20 protein-coding genes and 2 pseudogenes are annotated in these 21,303 nt (G+C 64.8%); 7 read left to right on the forward strand and 15 right to left on the reverse strand.

Features of this window, described 5'->3' with window-relative positions; all coding sequences use genetic code 11:
- The first annotated feature begins 2 nt into the window (after positions 1-2).
- The 4 genes from AC1D2O_RS09580 (at position 3) to AC1D2O_RS09595 (ending at position 5,340) form a co-directional block, all read left to right on the forward strand.
- Entirely contained in the window at positions 3-1,352 is a 1,350-nt protein-coding gene (locus AC1D2O_RS09580; RefSeq protein WP_478091901.1) for a DUF1329 domain-containing protein, read from the forward strand.
- 14 nt (positions 1,353-1,366) lie between these two features.
- Complete coding sequence (locus AC1D2O_RS09585) at positions 1,367-2,464, forward strand: WD40/YVTN/BNR-like repeat-containing protein (protein ID WP_478091899.1); 1,098 nt, start codon at positions 1,367-1,369, stop codon at positions 2,462-2,464.
- Positions 2,465-2,484: 20 nt separating this feature from the next.
- A complete protein-coding gene (locus AC1D2O_RS09590) occupies positions 2,485-4,929 on the forward strand; it encodes an efflux RND transporter permease subunit (RefSeq protein WP_478156810.1) in 2,445 nt (814 codons plus the stop codon).
- Between the two features lie 156 nt (positions 4,930-5,085).
- Positions 5,086-5,340 carry a DUF6868 family protein gene (locus AC1D2O_RS09595; protein WP_478089302.1) on the forward strand — a complete coding sequence of 85 codons (255 nt, stop codon included), beginning with the start codon at positions 5,086-5,088 and terminating at the stop codon, positions 5,338-5,340.
- Positions 5,341-5,407: 67 nt separating this feature from the next.
- Here AC1D2O_RS09595 and AC1D2O_RS09600 read toward each other — a convergent pair whose 3' ends face one another.
- The 3 genes from AC1D2O_RS09600 to AC1D2O_RS09610 form a co-directional block, all read right to left on the reverse strand.
- Positions 5,408-5,635 carry a hypothetical protein gene (locus AC1D2O_RS09600; RefSeq protein ID WP_478089303.1) on the reverse strand — a complete coding sequence of 76 codons (228 nt, stop codon included), beginning with the start codon at positions 5,633-5,635 and terminating at the stop codon, positions 5,408-5,410.
- 134 nt (positions 5,636-5,769) lie between these two features.
- Positions 5,770-6,294, reverse strand: coding sequence for a P-loop nucleotide/nucleoside kinase family protein (locus tag AC1D2O_RS09605; protein ID WP_478089316.1), 525 nt, complete (start codon positions 6,292-6,294; stop codon positions 5,770-5,772).
- Positions 6,295-6,536: 242 nt separating this feature from the next.
- The gene (locus tag AC1D2O_RS09610; RefSeq protein WP_478089304.1) at positions 6,537-6,950 is read right to left on the reverse strand and encodes a hypothetical protein; all 414 of its coding nucleotides are present in this window, start codon (positions 6,948-6,950) and stop codon (positions 6,537-6,539) included.
- Between the two features lie 360 nt (positions 6,951-7,310).
- Between AC1D2O_RS09610 and AC1D2O_RS09615 the strand changes: the two genes are divergently transcribed.
- Positions 7,311-7,628, forward strand: a complete 318-nt coding sequence (locus tag AC1D2O_RS09615) for a hypothetical protein (protein WP_478089305.1) — start codon at positions 7,311-7,313, stop codon at positions 7,626-7,628.
- A 40-nt stretch (positions 7,629-7,668) separates the two neighbouring features.
- Here AC1D2O_RS09615 and AC1D2O_RS09620 read toward each other — a convergent pair whose 3' ends face one another.
- From AC1D2O_RS09620 to AC1D2O_RS09655, 8 genes are all read right to left on the reverse strand, one after another.
- Entirely contained in the window at positions 7,669-8,418 is a 750-nt protein-coding gene (locus AC1D2O_RS09620; protein WP_478089306.1) for a Mut7-C RNAse domain-containing protein, read from the reverse strand.
- A gap of 31 nt (positions 8,419-8,449) precedes the next feature.
- The gene (locus AC1D2O_RS09625; protein ID WP_478156812.1) at positions 8,450-8,929 is read right to left on the reverse strand and encodes an aminoacyl-tRNA deacylase; all 480 of its coding nucleotides are present in this window, start codon (positions 8,927-8,929) and stop codon (positions 8,450-8,452) included.
- Between the two features lie 144 nt (positions 8,930-9,073).
- Positions 9,074-11,473, reverse strand: a complete 2,400-nt coding sequence (locus tag AC1D2O_RS09630) for a penicillin-binding protein 1A (protein ID WP_478156823.1) — start codon at positions 11,471-11,473, stop codon at positions 9,074-9,076.
- Between the two features lie 127 nt (positions 11,474-11,600).
- On the reverse strand, positions 11,601-11,822 hold the full coding sequence (locus tag AC1D2O_RS09635; RefSeq protein ID WP_478089309.1) for a hypothetical protein: 222 nt from the start codon (positions 11,820-11,822) through the stop codon (positions 11,601-11,603).
- Positions 11,823-11,880: 58 nt separating this feature from the next.
- Complete coding sequence (locus AC1D2O_RS09640; protein WP_478089310.1) at positions 11,881-12,201, reverse strand: hypothetical protein; 321 nt, start codon at positions 12,199-12,201, stop codon at positions 11,881-11,883.
- A 275-nt stretch (positions 12,202-12,476) separates the two neighbouring features.
- Positions 12,477-12,899, reverse strand: a complete 423-nt coding sequence (locus AC1D2O_RS09645) for a hypothetical protein (RefSeq protein WP_478089311.1) — start codon at positions 12,897-12,899, stop codon at positions 12,477-12,479.
- Positions 12,900-12,924: 25 nt separating this feature from the next.
- Positions 12,925-13,200, reverse strand: coding sequence for a DUF2164 domain-containing protein (locus AC1D2O_RS09650; protein WP_478089317.1), 276 nt, complete (start codon positions 13,198-13,200; stop codon positions 12,925-12,927).
- A gap of 134 nt (positions 13,201-13,334) precedes the next feature.
- Complete coding sequence (locus AC1D2O_RS09655) at positions 13,335-14,537, reverse strand: ClC family H(+)/Cl(-) exchange transporter (protein WP_478156813.1); 1,203 nt, start codon at positions 14,535-14,537, stop codon at positions 13,335-13,337.
- Positions 14,538-14,980: 443 nt separating this feature from the next.
- Between AC1D2O_RS09655 and AC1D2O_RS09660 the strand changes: the two genes are divergently transcribed.
- A complete protein-coding gene (locus AC1D2O_RS09660) occupies positions 14,981-16,141 on the forward strand; it encodes a hypothetical protein (protein ID WP_478089313.1) in 1,161 nt (386 codons plus the stop codon).
- Positions 16,142-16,156: 15 nt separating this feature from the next.
- Here AC1D2O_RS09660 and AC1D2O_RS09665 read toward each other — a convergent pair whose 3' ends face one another.
- Positions 16,157-17,851, reverse strand: coding sequence for a SulP family inorganic anion transporter (locus AC1D2O_RS09665; protein WP_478089314.1), 1,695 nt, complete (start codon positions 17,849-17,851; stop codon positions 16,157-16,159).
- 366 nt (positions 17,852-18,217) lie between these two features.
- On the opposite strand from AC1D2O_RS09665, the gene AC1D2O_RS09670 reads away from it, so the two are divergent.
- Entirely contained in the window at positions 18,218-19,510 is a 1,293-nt protein-coding gene (locus AC1D2O_RS09670) for a flavin-containing monooxygenase (protein WP_478156815.1), read from the forward strand.
- A gap of 27 nt (positions 19,511-19,537) precedes the next feature.
- Here the strand turns inward: AC1D2O_RS09670 and AC1D2O_RS09675 are convergent.
- From AC1D2O_RS09675 to AC1D2O_RS09685, 3 genes and pseudogenes are all read right to left on the reverse strand, one after another.
- Positions 19,538-20,286 (reverse strand): annotated as a pseudogene (locus AC1D2O_RS09675) (substrate binding domain-containing protein); the annotation flags it as partial.
- A gap of 23 nt (positions 20,287-20,309) precedes the next feature.
- On the reverse strand, positions 20,310-20,801 hold the full coding sequence (locus AC1D2O_RS09680) for a GNAT family N-acetyltransferase (RefSeq protein WP_477650600.1): 492 nt from the start codon (positions 20,799-20,801) through the stop codon (positions 20,310-20,312).
- 67 nt (positions 20,802-20,868) lie between these two features.
- Positions 20,869-21,090 (reverse strand): annotated as a pseudogene (locus tag AC1D2O_RS09685) (IS30 family transposase); the annotation flags it as partial.
- Positions 21,091-21,303 lie beyond the last annotated feature (213 nt).

A 21,303-nucleotide genomic window follows, 5' to 3' on the forward strand; every position in this document is an offset into this window, starting at 1 on the left:
TCATGAAACTCTCCCACTCGCTCCTTGCCGGCTTCGTTGCCGCATCGACAGGCCTGGCCGCCCAGGCGGCGATCACCGCCGACGAGGCCAAGGCGCTCGGCACCACCCTCACGCCCGTCGGCGCGGACAAGGCCGCCAACAAGGACGGCACCATCCCCGCCTACACCGGCGGCCTGAAAAGCGCCCCCGGCGGCTACAAGGCAGGCGACGGCATCCGGCCGGACCCCTTCGCCGGCGAAAAGCCGCGCCTGGTGATCGACGCCAAGAACATGGCCGAGCACGCCGACCGCCTGACCGACGGCACCAAGGCGCTGCTGCAGAAGTACCCGAGCTTCCGCGTCGACGTCTATCCGACGCACCGCACCGTCGCCTTTCCGAAGTTCGTCACCGACAACACCGCAGCCGGCGCGCAGCAGGCCAGGACGGTCAACGAAGGACGCTCGATCGACGGCGCCCATGCCGGATTCCCGTTCCCGATTCCCAAGGATGGCTACGAGGCCATGTGGAACCACCTCGTGCGGTTCAACGGCCAGAGCTACGAGGCCAAGTACCGCAACCTGAACGTCGACGCCAGCGGACGGCCGGCACTGGCCACCGAAGGGATGAGCGTGCAGGACTTCCCCTTCTGGGATACGGCCAGGGCCACCGCGGACACCTACTGGCGCATCAAGCTCACCTACACCGGACCGGCGCGGCGCGCCGGCGAGGCCCTGCTGATCGTCGATCCCCTGGACATGGGCCAGAAGGACCGCCGTGCCTGGAGCTACCTGCCCGGCCAGCGCCGCGTCAAGGTCGCCCCCGACCTGTCCCACGACACGCCCAACCCGGGCACCGCCGGCGCCACGACCTTCGACGACACCTTCATCTTCAACGGCTCGATGGACCGCTTCGATTTCAAGCTGGTCGGCAAGAAGGAGATGATCGTGCCCTACAACGCCTACGGCGCGGTGTACCAGTCCAAGCAGGACGACCTGCTCAAGCCCAATCACCTGAACCCGGACCTGGTGCGCTGGGAGCTGCACCGCGTGTGGGTGGTGGAAGCAACCCTGCGCGAGGGGAAGCGCCATGTCTACAGCAAGCGCACCTTCTACCTCGACGAGGATTCGTGGGCGGCACTGGCCTCGGACAACTATGACGCCCGCGGCCAGCTCTACCGCGCCGGATTCGCCTACATGGCGCCCAGCTACGACCTGCCGGCGCCGTACACCGACATGTTCGGCCACTACGACTTCGCTTCGCGCATCTACTCGCTGACCGGCTACATCGCCGAAACCGGCGGCCTGCGCCACACGAAGGCGCTGAGCGACCGCGAATGGACTGCCGACTCGCTCGCCGGCGCCGGCGTCCGCTGAGACGGGGACTCTCGATGAACGCGAAGCGAGTCACCACGGGTGGCGTGGCCCTGGCCATCGCGCTGGCCACCGGCGCGGCGACATGGGCCACGCAGCCCGCCTCGGGCAAGGGATGGCGCGACGTGCTGGACACGCCGGCAGTGAAGAGCCCGCTCGCCTCGCGTGCATTGCTCAACGGACTGGCCAGCGCGGGCAGCCGCATCGTGGCGGTCGGGCAGCGCGGCCACATCCTCTTTTCCGACGATGCCGGCAAGAGCTGGCGCCAGGCCGAAGTGCCGGTCAGCTCGGACCTGGTTGCCGTCAGCTTCCCGACCGCGATGAACGGGTGGGCCGTGGGACACGACGGCGTCGTGCTGCGCACCACCGATGCGGGCGTGACGTGGACCGTCCAGCTCGACGGCCTGAAGGTCGGCGGCGTGATGGTCGAGTACTACCTCCGCGAAGCGGCGGCCCTCTCCGCCGACGATCCGAAGCGCGCCGGCCTGCTGATCGACGAGGCGCGTCGCTTCGAGGCCCAAGGCGCCGAGAACCCCTTCCTCGACGTCTGGTTCCGAGATGCTTCCGAAGGCTTCGTCGTCGGTGCGTTCGGCCTCGTGCTGCACACCACCGACGGCGGCGCGCGCTGGGCGCCGTGGCTTCACGCGCTCGACAACCCGAAGGGCCTGCACCTCTACGCCGTGCGAGGCATCGGCTCCGACGTCTACATCAGCGGCGAGCAGGGGTTGCTGCTCAAGCTGGAGCGCGGCGACACGCGCTTCCGCGCACTCGAACTGCCCTACAAGGGCACGCTGTTCGGCATCACCGGCAGCACCCGTTCCCTTGTTGCCTACGGCCTGCGCGGCACCGCGCTGCGCAGCACCGATGGCGGCCGGAGCTGGCAACAGACGCCCACGGGCCTCCAGGTCGGCCTGACCGCGGGCACCCTGCAGGACGACGGGCGCATCGTCATCGTCAGCCAGGCCGGCCACATCCTGAGCAGCACCGACGACGGTGCGAGCTTCAAGGCCGCATCCACCGAACGCACCGTTCCCGCCGCCGCGGTGGTGACCCCAGTCAAGGGCACGCTCGTCATCGCCGGGCCACGCGGCGCCCAATCGCTTCCCCTGCCCTGAGCGGGCAGCCGGAGAACCCCATGCACACCCCCACACCCGCGGACCTGTCCGCGCCGACTTCGCTCGACCCGTTCGACACCCGCTCCGGCTCACGCCTGGAGCGGCTCATCTTCAATCATCGCTTCGCGGTCATGGTCGTCTGTGGCCTGATCACTCTGCTGCTCGGCTTCCTGGCCGCGACGCGGCTGACGCTCAACGCCAGCTTCGAGAAGATGCTCCCGCAGGGCCATCCCTACATCCAGAACTACCTGGAGCATCGCGCGGACCTGCGCGGGCTGGGTAACTCGCTGCGCGTGGTCGTCGAAAACACGAAGGGCGACATCTATGACCCCAAGTACCTCAGCGCGCTCAAGAAGATCCAGGACGAACTCTTCCTGACGCCAGGAGTCGACCGCGCGTGGATGAAATCCCTCTGGGCGCCCGCCGTGCGCTGGACCGAGGTGACCGAGGAAGGCTTCCGAGGCGGGCCGGTGATGCCTGACAACTACGACGGCTCGCCCGCCGCCACCGAGCAGCTGCGCGGCAACATCGCGCGCGCCGGGCTGGTCGGCGGACTTGTCGGCAACGACTTCAAGTCCAGCATGATCGTCGTGCCGCTGCTGGACGCCAGCACCGGCCAGCGCATCGACTACCGCGGCCTTTCGCACTCGCTCGACGAGATGCGAGCGCGCTACGAAACGGACGCACAGGGCCAGCCGACCGGCGTCAAGGTGCACAGCATCGGCTTCGCGAAGCTGGTCGGCGACCTGATCGACGGCCTCTACCAGGTGGCGTTGTACTTCGGCCTCGCTGCGCTCGTGGCGACGCTCATCATCTACTTCTACACGCGATGCCTGCGCAGCACGGCGCTGGTGGTTGCCTGCTCGCTGGTGGCGGTGATCTGGCAGCTCGGGCTGGTGGCCGGGCTCGGCTTCGAACTCGACCCCTACTCCATCCTCGTGCCCTTCCTCGTCTTCGCGATCGGCGTGTCGCACGGCGCGCAGAAGATGAACGGCATCATGCAAGACATCGGCCGCGGCGCACACCGGCTGGTGGCGGCGCGCTTCACCTTCCGCCGCCTCTTTCTCGCCGGCCTGACCGCACTGGTGGCCGACGCGGTGGGCTTCGCGGTGCTGATGCTGATCGACATCCCCGTCATCAAGGACCTCGCGCTCACCGCCAGCATCGGCGTTGCCGTGCTGATCGTGACCAACCTGATCCTGCTGCCGGTGCTGCTGTCGTACATCGGCGTCAGCGGTGCCGCGGCCGAGCGCAGCCTGCGCGCCGGACGCGACGGGGGCGAAGAGCGGGGCTTCGACCGCGTCTACGGCTGGCTCGGCCGCTTCACCGAACGCCGCTGGGCCATCGCAACCGTCGTGTCGGCCGCGGCGCTGCTGGTGGCGGGCTTCGCGGTCAGCACGCACCTGAAGATCGGCGACCTCGACCCCGGCGCACCCGAGCTGCGTGCGGACTCCCGCTACAACCGCGACAACGCCTTCGTCACGGCCAACTACTCGCTGTCGAGCGACACCTTCGCGGTCATCGTCAAGACCGCCAAGGAAGGCTGCCTGAAGTACGAGACGCTGGTGGAAGCAGACCGGCTGGCCTGGACGCTGCAGCAGGTGCCGGGCGTGCAGACCACGATGTCGCTCACCAACGCCGTGCGCCAGATCACCGCCGGCAGCAACGAAGGCAGCCCCAAGTGGCTGACCATCGCGCGCAACCAGGACGTGCTGAACTACGGCGCCCAGCAAGCCAGCGTCAACAACCCCGAGCTGTTCAATACCGAGTGCTCGGTGATGCCGGTGATCGCCTACCTGGCCGACCACCGCGCCGAGACGCTGGATCGCGTGGTGCAGGCCAGTGCCGTCTTCGCCGATGCGCACAGCAATGGGGACCGCCAGTTCCTGCTGGCGGCGGGCGGCGCCGGCATCGAGGCGGCGACCAACATCGTGGTCCGCAAGGCCTGGACGCAGATGCTGTTGATGGTCTACGCCGCCGTCATCGTGCTGTGCCTCATCACCTTCCGCAGCTGGCGTGCCGTGGTGGTGGCCGTGGTGCCGCTGGTGATCACGTCTGTCCTGTGCGAGGCGCTGATGGTCATGCTCGGCATCGGCGTCAAGGTGGCGACGCTGCCGGTGATCGCGCTCGGCGTCGGTATCGGCGTGGACTATGCGTTGTACCTGCTCAGCGTGCAGTTGGCCCAGCAGCGTGCCGGTGCATCGCTCGGCGAGGCCTATCGCCACGCATTGCAATTCACAGGCAAGGTGGTGGTGCTCGTCGGCGTCACGCTGGCCGCGGGCGTGCTGACCTGGGCGCTGTCGCCCATCAAGTTCCAGGCCGACATGGGCATCCTGCTGGCATTCATGTTCATCTGGAACATGGTCGGCGCCGTGCTGCTGATCCCGGCGCTGTCGCACTTCCTGCTGCGCCCGCGCACACCGCAAGCGTTGTCGAGCGAAGCCCCTTGCGCCGCGCCGGCCTGAGGACACGGCTCGTCGTCCTCGCCGGCCGGCGCATCCGGATCACGACCGGCGGCGCGCCGGAAGCGACGCGCGCTGGGTGCAGCGGGACCGGACGTAGACTTCGGTGCCGCGACCGACCGGAGTCGGCCGCGAACGGACGATCAAGGAGAACGGCCCATGACGCTTCAGTTTGCGAGCGACTTTCTGATGTGGAGCGCAGTGCTCAACTACGCCGTTCTGCTTGCGTGGTTCGTCGCCTTCAGGTTTGCGCATGCCTGGATGCGAAGGCTGCACGGTCGATGGTTCCACATATCGGAAGAGCGTTTCGATGGCATTCACTACGCATGCATGGCCATCTACAAGGTCGGGATCCTTCTTTTCAACCTTGTGCCCTTTGTTGCCTTGCGCATCGCGGGAAGTCCTGTCGGCTGACCAGGTGCGCTTCCTCCGACGACTGGGGGTGCAGGAACGCCTCGAGCGATGGCGGCAGCTTCTGGACTTATCCGGTCCCAAGCGTGAAGGCGGCAAGCTCCCAGTCGCCCGTCATCTCGTCGAATCGGAGGACGTACAGATGCCCGTCATCCGCGTCGACTTTGACCCAGCGCTGCGTCGGCGCAAACCAGCGGTCGACGATGCCGCGCACGGCAATGCGGCGCTCGCCGAGCCAGAAGGCGAGCGGTTCCGGCTCACCGCGATGGCCGGCGCAGCACTCGACCCGAATTGCCATGGCTCACGATACCGCCGAAGCAGGTTCCCGACCTGCTCTTTTCCCCATCCAGAAGCAGAAGAAGAGCGGGTTATTTCCGCACACGGGCCGTATCCTGCGTTCCGCGGCCGGCGACGGTTCCAACGGGCATTCGTTCAGCCATGGTGGACGACGTTGAAGCCCTCCTGCGCCGTTGGTGCGACGAAATGACTGGTGATTTCATCGAACTCCGCATCCGTCGTTTCGAACGGGTGTTCTCCCGAGAGGTTGCGCGCACGCAGGCGGGCCTTGCAGACTTCGTCGGGGACGTCCAGGTAGTGCAGGAGGTGGGCCGCACCCGCTTTCTCGAAGACGCCGCGGGCCCAAGCCCTTGTCCTGGGGGTGTTCGAGGGAAAGTCGAGGACGACCGAGGTGCCGGCCTTGAGAAGTGCCTCGATGTGGCCAGCCATCGCTTCGCGCAGCCTGCCGGCGCAGCGAACGTAGTCGGCGATGGCGAGGATCTCGTTCGGGTACAGGCGCGCGAGCCAATCGTCCTCGCTGATGAGAATCGTCTGTGGCTCCGCGGCGAGGCGCCTGGTGAGCGTCGACTTTCCAGCCCCGATCTTTCCACAGACCATGTGCAGGACCGCCTGCAGGGAAAGGGAGCCGGACGTTTGCGCCGTTTCGTCGATTTCGAGCATTTCAATCTCCAGCAGCTTTTGACGAGCCCCACGAGACAGAAAAAGACCCGCCTCATGGGGCGGGTTGCCATGGCCGCTCAGGCCGCGCGCCAACCCACCATCTTTCGGATGGAGCGAATCATCGACGCGATGTGCGAGCAAGCCATGGTGGGCAAGGATAGTGCATGCCAGATGCCTCGGCTTGCTGCGCATGCACCAAGGTCGTGCAACGCGTTCGATGCGCGTCGGAGGTCACGCCCCGCTCAGTCCAGTCCCCAGACCTTGAGGTTGGCCGTTGGCTTGTCACCAAGGATCTTGTACTGAACTGTCACCGATGTGAGACGCCCCTTGCGTCCCGGAGCATCCGCCGGAGCAGTTTGTCCCCCTGACTTCAGGACCCCGACATCCTTCAACGTGTCGTCTCGGCGATTGTCCCAATTGAGGACGAGCTGCGTGATCTGCACGTCAGCGCCCTCGGCGGAGAGCTTCACCTGCTTGACGTCCTTGTCCCATCGACCCCCTGCGCTCTTGATCTGCACGCTTGGATCGGCGGACTTGATCGTCTGCTCACCGAGCATGAACCACTCGTCAGCCGCTGTCGCGGTGCCCATGGCGCCCATGAGGGCGGCGGATGCGACAGCCAAGGAGGCCATCAGGGTGTGGATCTTCGTCTTCATAGAGGTTCCCTTCTGATCCCGGTCAAACAGGATCGGTGTACGGCTACCGTATATCCCCTGCTGAGATCCAAGGCGTCGTGCTCTCGACGGATCGAGAAGCGGCGAGACACACCGGACGCTGGCGGGGGAAAGAGCCAGCGGACGAAAATTATCTGTCCATCACGGATGCGCGTGTTGACGTTTGTCTGTTCATGCACGGGCACCAAGCGCAAAGGTCGGCCGACCTCAGAGAAATTCGCTTGAGAGCGAACGTTCCGGACGATCACTATCGCTGGCACCAGGGTGCCCTAAACTTTGGGGTTGACCGCCGCCATGGCAAAGCGCTCAATCAACCTTTGGCCGACATCGTCAGGGGGCGACATGAAGACGTCTTCAGTCGTGGCAGTCGTCGCCGGTTGCACGCTCGTTCTTGGCTGCGACTTGCAGCCAAGCGTCATGTTCGTGGCGAACGGAACGCTGTACCAAATGCTGCAGTTGACCGATGCGCAAGAGGAATGCCCCGCGCCACATCGGCTGTGCTACCTGACGGCGTGGGATGGGGAAACCTATCGCGGTTGTTGGATCCGCGAGCAAGCGAACATTCGCGCGCGCTTTCCGGCTTTGGGCGACAAGGTGATTCCGGTGGGCGATTTCCACGGCACGGCGTTGGCTGAGTACCGGAAGGCAGCGCTCGATTAGACCCATGAGGCTTGCGCCGTCCTCCGGCTTCCGGGCGGCCTCATCCTTGCGCTGGCGCCACCAACTCGTCCACCATGGCGCGCATCCGCTGCCAATGCGAGCCCTCCCAGAAGACGCGCCGGCATGCATCGCAAGTGCTGAAACGCTGGTAGCGATCGCGCACCATCGCCGGCAAGGTCGAGGCGACCAGCGACTTCTCGATCTCGTGCAAGGGCGTGTTGCAGTCCAGGCATCGCGTGAACGGCCGCGCGCCGCGCGCAAGGTCGAGTCGATCAAAGACCTCGCGCAGCTGTTGCGCGGACCGCAACGCATGCACATAGCAGCCATGCGTGATGCCCCGGCGCTTGAGCAGCTCTCGATCTCGCGTCAGCACGATGCGTCCTTGCGCGCGGGCGATACGCTCGATCTCCTCGTCGCGAAAATGATTGTCGTACAGCGTGTCGAACCCGGTCATGCGCAGCAGGTGCGCGAGGCCCCCCAGGTGCGCGTCGGCGACGAAACAGGTCACGCGCAATGCGCGCTCGCGAACGCGCAGCAGCGGCGTGATGTCGAGGGCTTCGAACTTGGGAAAGACGGCGACCCGGTCGCCGTCGCGCAGCAAGGTCTCGAAGCCCACCGACAGGCCGTTGACCAGCACCAGTTCGACCTCGGTATGCGGAACGCCGAGCGCCTCGATCATGTGCTTGGTGGTCGCCATTCGCGCGCACCGGCAGGAGAACTCGCGCCCTCGCCGCTCACGCGCGAGGAAGTCGTTCAGCTCCTCGTAGAACCGGAAGGTCGCCGTGACCATCACTGCCGGTCTGCGCGCCCGTCAGGAGCCTTCAGAGCTCCGGGGTCTTGGAGAAGCTCCCGTGCGGCTGGGCACGCATCAGCGCACTGAACTGCTCGTGCGACATCCGCAGCAGCCGCTCGTGATCGCCACTTTCCATGTAGACGACGTCATTGGATTCGAGTTCGTCATCGACGATGGTCGGCAGGCCCCATGCCATTCCGATTGGCGGTATCGCACCAGGGTCGCAGTCATCGAACAGCGCTGCAATCCGCGCCTCGCCGGCCAGCTTCAGCTTGTGGCGACCGACAAAGCGGGAGAACTCGCCGAGCATGACCATCTTGTCGGCGGGAACGACGGCCATCACGCAGCCGTCTTCGTCCTCGAGGATGACCGATTTGGCCAGTTGACCCGGGCTGACGTTGGCGCAGCGGGCGGTCTCCAGGCTGCTATGGCTGTGTCCGTGCATGGAGACCTCATAGCGTGTCCCACGCTGGTCGAGGTAGCTGGACAGATGGGAAGGAATGGACATGGCAATCCTCCTTGTTCGCAAACACGGCAGGTCGCCGTCCCCTCAGTTTGCTCCCGCCGGCGGAGGATCGCAAATTCGTCGTGTTTCACCCTGTCGCTATCGGATCGTAGCGTCCGAAAGCGGCGCACAGGAGAAGCGCCCTGGCTAGTTGCGGAACAGGTCGAGAATCCGGCTGCGTTCGACCAGAAACGGGTCCGCAACCGGCTCTGGCTTCGTTGGCGGGGCCGCCTCGGCGGGTGCCGGTGCAGACATGGCCCATGGGTTGGCGAGCCCACTGCCCGGCGCGTAGTCATCGTAGTACCACTCGCCGCCGACCTGGACCACCCCATCGGGCGCCTGAAGTTCAGTCACGGGCACACCCTTGATCGCGGTCTGCATGTAGCTGATCCAGATCGGCAAGCTCAGGCTGCTGCCCGTCTCCTTGTCTCCCAGGCTGCGAGGTGCGTCGTACCCCATCCACGCGATCGCGGTCATCGTCGGTTGGAAGCCTGCGAACCAGGTGTCGATCGAGTCGTTGGTGGTTCCCGTCTTGCCGTAGAGGTCGTCGCGCTTGAACGCCTGATACGCCTTCGCGCCGGTGCCGCCCTTGACGACGCTTTGCAGCAGCGTGTCCAAGATGAAGGCATTGCGTTGCGGAATGGCGCGCATCGTCTCGTTGAGCATGGGTGGCTGCGGCTCGACCAGTATCCTGTCCTTGTGGTCCGTGATGCGAGTGACCAGGTAGGGATTGACGCGATAGCCGCCATTGGCAAACACCGAGTAGGCCGTTGCCATCTGCATTGGCGTGACCGCACCGGCGCCCAACGCCATAGGCAGATAGGCGGGGTGCTTCTCGCGGTCGAAGCCGAAGTTCGTGATCCAGTCCTGCGCATAGCGGATACCGATCGATTGCGTGACGCGAAGCGTGACCATGTTGATGGACTTCATGAGCGCCGTGCGAAGCGCAACCGGTCCGGCGAAGGTGCCTCCATAGTTCTTCGGCTCCCATGGTTGCCCGCCGGTCGTGGCTGCATCGAAGTAGAGCGGGGCATCGTTGACCACGGTGGCTGGCGTGAATCCTTTTTCAAGCGCTGCCGAATAGATGAACGGCTTGAAACTCGATCCTGGCTGGCGCCACGCCTGCGTGACATGGTTGAACTTGTTCTTGTTGAAATCGAAGCCGCCCACCATCGCCTTGATGGCGCCGTCGCGCGGGTCCATGGCGACGAACGCTCCCTCGACCTCGGGCAGCTGGGTCAATCCCCATGCGTCTTTCGGCGTCTTCGCAAGGCGGACGACCGCCCCGCGACGGATCATGAGGTTGCGTGGCGCCTTGTCCGCCAGTCCCGACTGGACAGGCCGCAGCCCGTCTCCGGTGACGTGCAAGGTCTCGCCGTTCGCACGAACGGCCGTGACCTCCTTGGCGCTGGCCTTGACCACCACCGCAGCAATCAGGTCGCCGTTGTCGGGGTGATCTGCAAGCACGTCGTCGATCGCGCCTGCGCGCTTTTTCGGATCGTCGGGCAGCTCTATGAACTTTTCGGGTCCACGGTAGACCTGGGTTCGCTCGTAACCCATGATGCCGTCGCGCAAGGCCTTGTAGGCGGCCGTCTGGTCGACTGCGGAGATCGTGGTGTAGACCTTGAGCCCCCGGGTGTAGGTGGCGTCGCCATACTGCGCGTAGATCAACTGGCGCACGGTTTCGGCGACGTATTCGGCACGCAGAAGGGCGGGGCCCGGGGGGTCGCGCAGATGAAGCTCTTCTTGCCTGGCCTGCGCCGCCTGCTCAGGCGTGATGAAACCGTTCTCCTGCATCCGGTCGATCACATAGAGCTGGCGTTCTCGCGCCCGCGCGGAATTGTTGACCGGGTTGTTGGCGCCGGGCGCCTTGGGCAAACCCGCCAGCATGGCGGCTTGTGCAATCGAGATGTCCTTGAGCGGCTTGCCGAAATAGGCCTCTGAGGCCGCGGCGAAGCCGTACGCCCGCTTGCCCAGGAAGACCTGATTCAGATAGATCTCGAAGATCTGATCCTTGGTGAGGAGATGCTCCAGCTTGAATGTGAGCAGGACCTCGTAGGCCTTGCGGACAACCGTTTTCTCCGAAGTCAAGTACGCGTTGCGTGCCACCTGCATCGTGATGGTCGAGGCACCCTGGCTCTTTGCCCGGTTCAGGTTTGCGTACCCGGCGCGCACCATGCCTTTGAAGTCGATCCCGATGTGGTCATAAAAGCGCGCGTCCTCGGCGGCCAGCACGGCGTCCTTCATCAGMTTGGGAATTGTCGAGACCGGCGTGAATTCGCGGCGCTCTTCGCCAAATTCGCCAATCAGAATGCCTTCCGAGGAGAAGACCCGCAGCGGCAGCTTCGGGCGGTAGTCCTGGAGGTCGGAAATATTCGGCAGGTTGGGATAGGCGACCACGAGTGCAGTCAAGACGACGAATGACATGCCCAGCGCCCCGGCCAAGGCCAGCCCTGTGAACCAGAACACCACGCGCAGGAGCCAGGATCGCCAGGATCTCGAAACTGGCTTGTCCGCGTGTCCCGCTGAATGCGATCGGTCGGCCATGACAGCAAGCAAAAAGGCCCGGTTGGCAAGTGTCGCCAAAAATGCCGCTGGCCGCATGTCCCGAGCCAAGCGGCCTCCACTCAGCTCCCCAAGGCCAGTTGTCCCTACCGCCAGGGGAGGCAGGACGCTATGGTCGCTGCTTTTCGCTCCAAAGTGAAGCAGTGGATGCGGTCTGCAGAAGGCAGGAAGGCCGCCAGAGGAGGATGACGCGGTCGGACTCCGTTTGCGTCCGGTCACCCTCGTCGCCAACGGGTTTTCGCGCCACCGCGAGCGTCTTGGCTTGCGTGATCACCGCCTGGGTGTGGGCGTCGTTGAGCGGCGCCTCGACGCGCACCAGGTGGTCCCTCATCTCGCCCGCGATGTCGCGGTAGTCGGAACAGTGAGCGAAAAGCTCGATGTCAGGAACGTCAGTTCGCAGATCGAAATGCAGTCATTACGATGATGAGCCGCGCGGAGGCGAGCACGTAAACGCATGAGAGAAGGGTCATGGAAATTCGACGAAACGGGAGCTTGGCCAGCTGAGATATGCCTTCCCTGAGATTGAGCAAGGCGAGCGCAAATCCGAACACTATCAACCCAGCGCCAAGAAATCGGTCCATGGCAATCCAGCCCATGAAGCCTGTTGAATTGTCATGTTCAAAAAGTCCTGCAGCGATCAACAAGGCGCACAGGACCAGGTTTTTCAAGTTTTCGAAGATCGACTTGATCAATTCCTTGTTTTGATTCATCTTGGTTCAATTTTTTACAAACGCGTCGAGGTCACCGCAATGAAGCCTTCGTGAGTTTCGAACGGTGCCGGGAAGTTCCCGTTGGACGACAGGTCGCACGGGCAAAGCTGTTCGCAAAAGTTACGGGAGAGGTCGGCCGGCGTGTTGTGCAGCTCGGGGGCGACCCTGGATGGATCGGCTGTTCCCGCGACAGTCGGTACAGGCGCAGCAGCAGGTCGCCGAAGTCGCTGAGGTGCGATGGAGCCATCGGGGTGGTGGTCCGTGTCTTGCGAGAGCTATCGGCTCAAGGTGACGAGACTCCATACGATGGCGACGAGCTGGGCGATGTTGATCAGAATCGCGGTGATGTGAGTTCTGCGGAATCCTGGAATTGCATCCATGCAGTTCGACTCGATCTGCGCTCCGAGCGCGTCCATCTTGGGGATGATGTTCTTGCGCAGAACGATGGCAATCAACGCCAATCCTGCGGCGCCTGCTGCAATCCCGGGCCGACCCGCAAACGCAAAGCTGACAGCCGTCGCGGTCGCAGTCGCAAACGCGGCGATGTAGTAGGTATTGAAGAATCCGCGGACAAATCGGGCGTCCAGCGGCGTGTCATGCTTCAGTACCAGAAGCGGAATCGATCCCAGGATGAAGTAGGCCGTCGTGACGAGGAGTGCGACCGTGAAGCCTATGGCACCGAACATGGAAGATGACATCCAGAGCTTCCTCAAAGCCCGCCCTTCACTTCCGCTCCCGCGCCTTTCGGTCGTGCTTGCTCCAGTACTGAAACTCCTCCTCATGGGCTTCGATGTCCAGCTCCGAGACCCTGGCCTGGAGCCGCTCCTGAACTTCAGCGACGGCTCGGTTGTAGATCGTGGGGCCCACTTCTTCCAGGAAGAAACCAAGGAGTGCGCCAGCAGCGATGTTGCCGATGGGTTCCTCCATGTTCTCGCGGAAGTACCTCTCGATGGAGGCGATGGCTTCCTTCCGTGCTTCCTTGCTCAGTTCAATGGTCATGGCGACCCTCCTCCAGGTTTGCGTGTGGGTTTGGGGGCCAATTCTGCACTGCGAGACGGCCGCCGCATTGGGCTTCGGATTCAACCGGTCGATGCAACGCACCAGGAACTGCCGCAGCGCAGCCAGCGCGAAGGTCATCTCTCGGTTGCGGTACCGACGTTCGTCGAAGGCTGGTTGCGAGCGCGCTCGGCCCGATCGCGCAACAGGTCGTAGATCGGCGGGATACCGAGCAGGTTCATCACGACCATGGCGCCGAAACAGGCGGCCAGCATCGACAGCAGCAGGTTGGCGCTGCCCGTCATCTCGACCGCCAGGCAGATGCCGGTGAGCGGCGCACGGACCACCGCAGTGAAAAATGCTGTCAGGCCGACGACAGCATAGGCGGTCGGGGAGGCGCCGCCCGGAAACCACTGGTCGTACAGTCGACCGAATACGAGGCCGATTTGCGCGCCGAGGACCAACATCGGCGCGAACAAGCCGCCGGGCGTGCCGGACGCGTATGACAGCGGACCGATCGCGAAGCGGACTGCGAATATCAGGCCGATCGTGGACAGCGATCCCACGTTGAGCAGCGTCTGCTGGGTGATCGCGTCGCCTCCGCCAACCCATTGCGGCGCCAGCCAGGCCAGTAGACCGACCCCGCCGCCGATCAAGGCCGCCCGAGCCGTCACCGGAAGTCCGGTCGCTCGATCGGCCATCGCCAGCGCGCCCAGGACGGCTCGCGCATAGGCGGCAGCCGCCAGCGCTGCAATGACACCCAGGACGATGTGGACCGGCACTGCCGCGAAGCCCGGAAAGGCCTGTGCCGGGACGCTGAAATCCGGATCCACGCCAAGGAATACGCGGGCCACTGCGATGGCGCCCGCCGAGGCGCCCAGCGCTGCGGCCGCTGTACGCGTGTCGAAGCGCCGCAGGAGTTCCTCCAGGACGAACACCGCCCCGGCGATCGGCGCATTGAAGGCCGTCGCGAGTCCCGCGCCCGCGCCCGCTGCGAACAGCACGCGGGCGTCGAGTTGGTTGCGCCGGAACAACCGGCCGATGATGTCGGCAATCGAGTGCCCCATCTGCACACTGGGTCCCTCGCGCCCGAGAGCCAGGCCGGATCCGATGGCGAGCAATCCGCCGAAGAACTTGACGGCGGCAGTGCGCACGGGCCTGCCCGGATCGCCACCGCTGATCGCGGCCTCGACCTCGGGTATGCCGCTGCCTGCAGCGCTCGGGGAGATCCTGCTCACCAGGGCCGCTGCAGCGGCGGTCGCGGCCGCGGCGCTGGCGACGACGAGCAGAAGGCCCAGGAGCCCCTGCTGATGCGCAAACGCGATGAACTCGCTGCGCAAGGTATCGGCTTGTCGAAGCAGGATCCGGAACAGGGCGCAGACCAACCCGGTGACACATCCCACGAGCAGCGACAGCAGCGCGAGGACCAGCGTGCTCGCCCGATGTCCGTCCTGATCAGGGCTTGGTTGCACCTGTCGTCACCCGAGGCCAATGCCTGCCGAGTCAGGCCTGGTGAAGTCGTCGGACATGCAGAATGCGCATTGAGGAGCCTTGGATCGCGCGAAGCGCGGCGACAGATGGGAGACGAGTTTAGGCGGAAGGCTGAAAACTTGCGAGCAACGTTTCAGTCGCCGATGCGCCTCCTTGCGAGGCGCATCATGTGTTCCACGTACGTGGAGATAGGTGGCGCCCGGGATGTCCCCTCGGTGTGATCGGACCGAGAATCGGCATCGACTTGGCTTGGCTTGGCTTGGCTTGGCGGGCCAGAAGCTCAGGAGGTCATATGTTCGTGCTCGTCAACGGCGACGCGAAAGCGCCAGCGACAGACTACCTCCGGCTGCGAACTCTGCTGCTGGGCATGACGCTGGGCTTCGGCGGCTGTACCACCTATGGGGTCGTCGAGAACTTTCCTTTGGGCCCAGACCACCCTGGTGCTGTCTATGCCCTGAGTGAGTTTGCCAACAATCCGCAGCGCCATTCCGGCGAGTTGATGCTGGCTGTCGCTTTCTCGGGCGGCGGCACGCGCGCCGCAGCCCTGTCCTATGGCGTCATGCAGGAACTGCGTGACACGCAAGTGCAGATGAACGGCAAGGAGCAAAGCCTGCTCGACGCGATCACGGTCATCAGTTCGGTTTCAGGGGGGCAGTTTCACGTCGGCCTACTACGGCCTGTACGGCGATCGCATCTTCGTCGACTACGAGGAGCGATTTCTACGCAGCGACGTCGAAGCCGCACTGGTGCGCGGCTTCTTGAATCCCGCGCGTTGGTTCAGCAGCCACGGACGCACTCGCGGCACACCCGCCTGGCTCGAGGCCGCGAAGAAGCGCGACAGCGACAACGACTACTTGACCATGGTCGTGCAGACGACCTCTCGTACCAGAACAAGGTCAGGCACAAGTACGCCCAGTTGGTCGACGGCGGCATTACCGACAACCTGGGACTTCGCGCACTCCTGGGCGCCGTCGATCTGGCGGGTGGTGCGGAGAAATTCATCCAGGGGCAGGGCATCGCGCCGCCGCGCCGCACCGCCATCATTTCAGTCAATGCAGCGGCCGATGCAGTCGGGGGCATCGGAGAGAGCCGCCGCGAACCGACCTTCGAGCAGACGATGAATGCCGTCACCAATGTCCAATTGCATCGCTACAACGTGGCCACGCTCGAGCAGACGCAGCAAAGCCTCGACCAGTGGACTCGAGACCTCTCGACACCCGAACGGCCCGTCAGTTCTTACTTCATCCGATTGAGTTTCGAAGATGTGCCCGACGTGCAGATGCGCCGGTTCCTGAACGAGATTCCGACCAGCTTCGTGCTGGACAAGGAACAGGTGGCGCGGCTGATCGCGACGGGGCGCGAGTTGCTGCGGAACAACCCGGACTATCAGCGGCTGCTGACCAGCCTGCATGCGCAGCCCGTCTACGGCGCACCGACAGGCCTCGCCCCGTGACACGAAACCGCCTTTTCATTCCGGCGATTCGCCGCTCAAGCTCTGTGCACGCCGAGCCAGCTTGAGCACCGCCTCCTCGACCGACTTGAACACACGGTCTGGACCGATCGCTTCTATCAGGCCCGTTCGTCGAGCCTGTGCCTGCGCCCGCCCGACCGACAGCCTGGCGATGGCGACAACGATGCCAGCAGCCGCAAGTTCGGTGATCGCGCGCAGCAGGACCTGCGAACCCGTGTAGTCGATGTCGATGATGCCGTTGGCCTCGATGATCAGCAGCTTCACGGGCTGGCGCTGCCTGGCGATGGCCGACTTCAGCTCGGTGCAGATGCGCTCGGCGTTGCTGAAGTTGAGCGGCGCGCCGGGAGCGAAAACGAGAACCCCAGCCTCCCGCTCGAAAGGGGCGCCCGGGGCAGGAGGCCACCACACGGTGCTTCCCGGCACCCGGGCCAGTTCGACGCAGTAGGGCCGCGCGACGATGTACAGGCTGTGCACGAAGGACATCACGATGGCGAGCAGCATGCCGGTCTCGATCGGCAGGGCAATCACGAGCCCGGCGCTTGCTGCCACCAACAGGATCTCGAGTCCGCCGCGGCGATAGATCCGGATCATCTGGTCGACACGGAAGATGCGCAGGGCGATGTAGACCAGGATACCGGAGAGCGCTGCGTGGGGCACGTAGGCCATCAGACCCGAGGCCAGCGCCGCCAGAGCGATCATCAGGCCGACGGCCGTCAGCGACGAGATCTGCGATCGCCCGCCGGACTCGCGCACGATCGCGGTGCTCGGCGGGCTTGCGTCAACGGCGAAGGCGCCGATCAGCCCGGCCACGACGTTGCCCGCGCCGACAGCCCCGAAGTCGCGGCTGACATCGTCCGACTTCCCCTCATCGGATGGAAACGTGCTGGCCACCGCTGCCGTCTGCATGATGCAGACCACCGCCACCACCAGCGCCAGCTGCACCATGCGGCCGAACGCCTCGACGTCCGGCAGCGTCGGCAAGGCGACGTGCGGCAGCGGCACCGACAAGGCGCCGAGCAGGCTGACGCCGCGGGCGCCAAGGTGGAACCAGGCCACGGCGATGCCCGCCACGACCAGACCGATCAGGGCCCCCGGGATACGGGGGCTGATGCGCGACGCGACCAGCGTCACGATCAGGACCCCAGCGCCCAATCCGAGCGCATAGGGATTGGCCTCCCCGGACCGGCCCAGGACGGCGACGAGGCGCGCGAGCAGATGCCCCTGCTCGCCAGGAACGCCCAACAGGGTGGGCAACTCGCCGACGATGATATGGACCGAAATACCGGCCAGGAAACCGGTCGTCACCGGGATCGACAGCAGCGTCGCCAACCAGCCCGCCCTGAACAGGCCCACGGCGACGAGAACGAAGCCGACCATCAGGGCGAGCAGCGCAGCCAGCTGCGGATACGGGACGGCGCTGACAGTGGCGATCGAGGCCAGCCCGCCGGCAAAGATGGGCGCGATCGTCGAGTCCGCTGCGACCGACATGAAGCGGTTGGCGCCGAATACGGCGAATGCGATGGAGCCGGCGGCGAACGCATAGAGCCCCGTCTGCGGCGGCATCCCCGCGAGCCGGGCAGTGGCGAGTTGCCCGGGGATGGCGATGGCTGCCAGCATCAGCCCAGCGACGAGATCGCCCGGCAATCCTTCGATCCGATAGGCGCGCAGCGTCGTGAAGAACCAGGTTCGCATGGCGCCGCCGCTAGCCCGGTCTCTGGCCGAGCCGGTGCCAAGCACCTTGCAGGCAAGGATTGCGAGTCCGAATGCATCGTGGCAAAGCTGTTTTCTCCATCCCGATCACGTTGTCCTCCCTGTGCGGGTGCGCGATCCGTCCGACACCACCTGGGCGGGACTGCGCAACCGCAGCATATTCTTCATGAGCGCCGCAGCCAACAACGTATCAACGGCGCAGCGGAATGCGGGTACGGGTTCAGCGCTCGGTCGATCTCATGCCGCGCTGTTGCCGCCCCCGGAACATCAAGCGCATCATCACGCCACCCATCTGCCAGGCGATCTCCCTGCGTGCACAGCGCTCTTGGGCAATGAGAAGGAGCACCCATGCAAGCCACCCCGTTGCTCGATCTGGCCATCGTGGGCGGAGGTGTCGCCGGCGTCATCCACCTGCACTACGCGCGACAATCGGGCCTCGATGCGCTGCTGCTCGAAAAGCAGGGCGGCGTCGGTGGGTTGTGGCGCCAGCTTCCGCAATGGCAGGACATCCAGATCAGCCCGACCGACTGGACCGTCGGCGATCTGCCGCTGGCTGGCCCGAAGCAGCCGCACATCGTCGCCAACATCGAGGCATGGGTCGAGCGCTTCGGCCTCGCTGATCGCATCCGGCTCGACACCCCGGTGTCTCGCGCGCGTTACACCGGCACATGCTGGGAACTCGATGCGCGAGAAGGCACGGTGCGCGCCCGTCATCTGGTGGCGGCCACCGGTGGCCACAACACGCCTGTGATTCCCGATGTGCCGCGTCGCGAAAGCGCGGTGCGAGAACTGCATTCCAGCGCCCTGCGGGATCCGGCCGAACTGACCGGGCGCGAGGTGCTCGTGGTCGGCGGCGGTGCCTCGGCCTTCGACTTGCTGGACCTGTGCCTCGAGTACAAGGCGCGCCGGATCGTCTGGGCGTACCGGGGCTTGCGCTGGTTCACCCCGACCGGCAAGCCGAAGATCATCGCCGGCAGCGTGCGGCCGTACGCGAAGATGCAGGTGAACGGCATGACCGTCGCGCAGCAGAACGCGATGATCGGCGCCGACCTGGTGAGCCGCTATGAAAAGTTCGGCATCCAGTCGATCCAGCCCGAAAGGCCGCTCGATGTGCGGCAAGACCAACTCATTCCCGGCCGCGCTCGCATGCTGGCCAGCTTCGGCGAACTGGAGCGGTATCCGGGCAGCGTCGAGAGCATCGAGGGGCGCGACGTGACGCTGTCGGACGGCACGCGCCTCGCGGTGGATGTTCTCCTGTGGGGCACGGGCTACCAGACCGACCTCTCGTACTTCGAAGAGCCGCGCATTGCACGCATCTGCACCGTCGACGAACTGGCCTCGCGCTGCGCGTGCATGTTCCGCAGCCTGGATGCGCCCGACCTGTATTTCCCGGGCGTCGGCTTGGATGGCATCGGTTCCGCGCCGTGGGCCTTCATGCTGATGGCGCGATCCGTCATGTCGCACATCCGCGGCACGGCGCAGCTGGACATGGCGCCGGTCGCCGGCAGGCTCAACCACTTCGACATCGCGCGCTACCTCGCCGAACGGGACTCCGGCACGTACGCCGGAGAGCGGGGCTGGGACTTTTATCGCGACTTGGCGCTGGGCGCGCCGGACGACCAGCCGTACCCATTGCTCTGAGGTCGCCGCGCGGAGCCCGGCACCGGTTCAAGCCTGCGCAGCCTTGTCGCGCTGGCCAAGGCGCTCTTGCAGGAACTCGATGAAGCGCTGCACTTTGGCGGGCAACAATCGTGTCTCCGTCAACGCGTAGACCGGCGTCGACTTGCCCTCCCATTCCGTCAGCACCCTCTTCAGGCGACCTGCGGCCACGTCATCGGCCACGATTTCAACAGGCAGAAGTACGACACCCAGGTCCAGGGTGGCCAATCGACGGAACATGCCAACGCTGTTGACCAGAAAGCGCCCGCCGACCTCGACCTGGACGGATTCGGCGCCGCGGTGCAGTTCCCATGTCGCTGTCTTCGCGAACCCGAGGCACCCGTGCCGAGACAGTTCCGACGGATGACCAGGCGCGCCCGCGACCTTCAGGTAGCCGGGCGAGGAATAGGCGTGGACCGACAAACGCGCCAGAAGCCGAGCAATCAAGTTCGAGTCGCTGAGTTCGCCCATGCGGATGGCCACATCGAAGGGCTCGGAGACCAGGTCCACGCGCCTCGGCGTCAGGTCGAAGTCGAAGGCGATGCCGGGATAGCGGCGCGCAAATTCCGCCACCAGGGACGCCATGTAGATGGTCGCGAAGTCCACCGGTAGCGAGGCAGCTCGTGCGCGATGCGGGCCTCGTCCACGATGCGCCGGCAGCGCTCGTAGTAGACCTGGCCGGCCTCCGTCAGTTCGACCTTGCGCGTCGTGCGGTGGAGCAGCCGCAAGCCGATGGCCTTCTCCAGCGCGCTGATGCGGTTACGCGGGCGCCTTCGCGTTCCTACGGTGTGGCCGTCTGGAGTTCATACCGTGCATACGAGGAGGCCCCTATCTGGACGACGCTGTGCAGGACGAAGCCGAAGCCTTCATAGAGATTTCGCAGCCCTTGGCGGTCCGCGACGCAGTCCAGGCGAAGGTGAGCACGTCCAAATTGTTGAGCTCGATTTCGAGCATATGACAGCAGCTCGGTCGAGACTCCCTTCTTCGCCCACGCTCGGCGTACGGCGAGCTTGTGAACGAAGGCCGAGGTGCCCGGCAGAATCTCGGGCCAAAAATAGGCGTCCTCCAGTTCGAACTTCATGACGCCAGCCAGTTGGTCGCCGTCACGGGCGACGTGGAAGAGCCCAGCGCTTGTGTCTCGCAGAACGCGCTCGTGGCTAGTCTCGTCTGCCGACCAGAGCGCTCTTCCGTCGCTGACGAGCCACTGCGCCGCCTCTTGCAAAACGGAGGCAATCATCGGTGCATCGGAGGGGCGCGCTTCCTGGATGTTCATGACTAGCGAAGAGAGGTTGACGTCGTTCAATGAGTGCCCGAGGGCAGATCCGGTGTTGGCTGCGGATTCAACCGGTCGATGCAACAAGTTGGCTGAACATCTCAGCCGGCGTCTGGAAGTCGAGAGTCTTCCTTGGCCGCTCGTTCAACCTTCTCGCAACTGCATTCAGCTTGGCTTGTGAGTAGGTCGAGATGTCAATGCCCTTGGGAAGGTACTGCCTCAACAGGCCGTTTGTATTCTCGTTGCTTACGCGTTGCCAGGGATTCTGAGGGTCGCAGAAGTAGACCTTCTATGAGGACTCCTTTGTCAATTCTTCCTGATCAACGTATCGATGCGTGGTTACTTCATGGCACCCCACCTGGTTGTTGCTGAGCGAATGAGGGCGGTGGCGTGGCGTTATGCATCTGAGCCGAGGTCGAGGTATGGCGAGCGTTCGAGCCAGTGCTCGGACGACCTTCYATCCGTGCAGGACGTAAACACCCTGCACCTCATGCTGCATGCG

This window comes from Variovorax sp. P1_G12, assembly GCF_056405555.1.

Excerpts from the sequence above, each read along its gene's own strand:
- AC1D2O_RS09580 (WP_478091901.1), top strand. The coding sequence starts at position 3 with ATGAAACTCTCCCACTCGCTCCTTGCCGGCTTCGTTGCCGCATCGACA.
- AC1D2O_RS09585 (WP_478091899.1), top strand. The coding sequence starts at position 1,367 with ATGAACGCGAAGCGAGTCACCACGGGTGGCGTGGCCCTGGCCATCGCG.
- AC1D2O_RS09590 (WP_478156810.1), top strand. The coding sequence starts at position 2,485 with ATGCACACCCCCACACCCGCGGACCTGTCCGCGCCGACTTCGCTCGAC.
- AC1D2O_RS09595 (WP_478089302.1), top strand. The coding sequence starts at position 5,086 with ATGACGCTTCAGTTTGCGAGCGACTTTCTGATGTGGAGCGCAGTGCTC.
- AC1D2O_RS09600 (WP_478089303.1), bottom strand. The coding sequence starts at position 5,635 with ATGGCAATTCGGGTCGAGTGCTGCGCCGGCCATCGCGGTGAGCCGGAA.
- AC1D2O_RS09605 (WP_478089316.1), bottom strand. The coding sequence starts at position 6,294 with ATGCTCGAAATCGACGAAACGGCGCAAACGTCCGGCTCCCTTTCCCTG.
- AC1D2O_RS09610 (WP_478089304.1), bottom strand. The coding sequence starts at position 6,950 with ATGAAGACGAAGATCCACACCCTGATGGCCTCCTTGGCTGTCGCATCC.
- AC1D2O_RS09615 (WP_478089305.1), top strand. The coding sequence starts at position 7,311 with ATGAAGACGTCTTCAGTCGTGGCAGTCGTCGCCGGTTGCACGCTCGTT.
- AC1D2O_RS09620 (WP_478089306.1), bottom strand. The coding sequence starts at position 8,418 with ATGGTCACGGCGACCTTCCGGTTCTACGAGGAGCTGAACGACTTCCTC.
- AC1D2O_RS09625 (WP_478156812.1), bottom strand. The coding sequence starts at position 8,929 with ATGTCCATTCCTTCCCATCTGTCCAGCTACCTCGACCAGCGTGGGACA.
- AC1D2O_RS09635 (WP_478089309.1), bottom strand. The coding sequence starts at position 11,822 with ATGAGGGACCACCTGGTGCGCGTCGAGGCGCCGCTCAACGACGCCCAC.
- AC1D2O_RS09640 (WP_478089310.1), bottom strand. The coding sequence starts at position 12,201 with ATGAATCAAAACAAGGAATTGATCAAGTCGATCTTCGAAAACTTGAAA.
- AC1D2O_RS09645 (WP_478089311.1), bottom strand. The coding sequence starts at position 12,899 with ATGTCATCTTCCATGTTCGGTGCCATAGGCTTCACGGTCGCACTCCTC.
- AC1D2O_RS09650 (WP_478089317.1), bottom strand. The coding sequence starts at position 13,200 with ATGACCATTGAACTGAGCAAGGAAGCACGGAAGGAAGCCATCGCCTCC.
- AC1D2O_RS09660 (WP_478089313.1), top strand. The coding sequence starts at position 14,981 with ATGTTCGTGCTCGTCAACGGCGACGCGAAAGCGCCAGCGACAGACTAC.
- AC1D2O_RS09665 (WP_478089314.1), bottom strand. The coding sequence starts at position 17,851 with ATGCGAACCTGGTTCTTCACGACGCTGCGCGCCTATCGGATCGAAGGA.
- AC1D2O_RS09670 (WP_478156815.1), top strand. The coding sequence starts at position 18,218 with ATGCAAGCCACCCCGTTGCTCGATCTGGCCATCGTGGGCGGAGGTGTC.
- AC1D2O_RS09680 (WP_477650600.1), bottom strand. The coding sequence starts at position 20,801 with ATGAACATCCAGGAAGCGCGCCCCTCCGATGCACCGATGATTGCCTCC.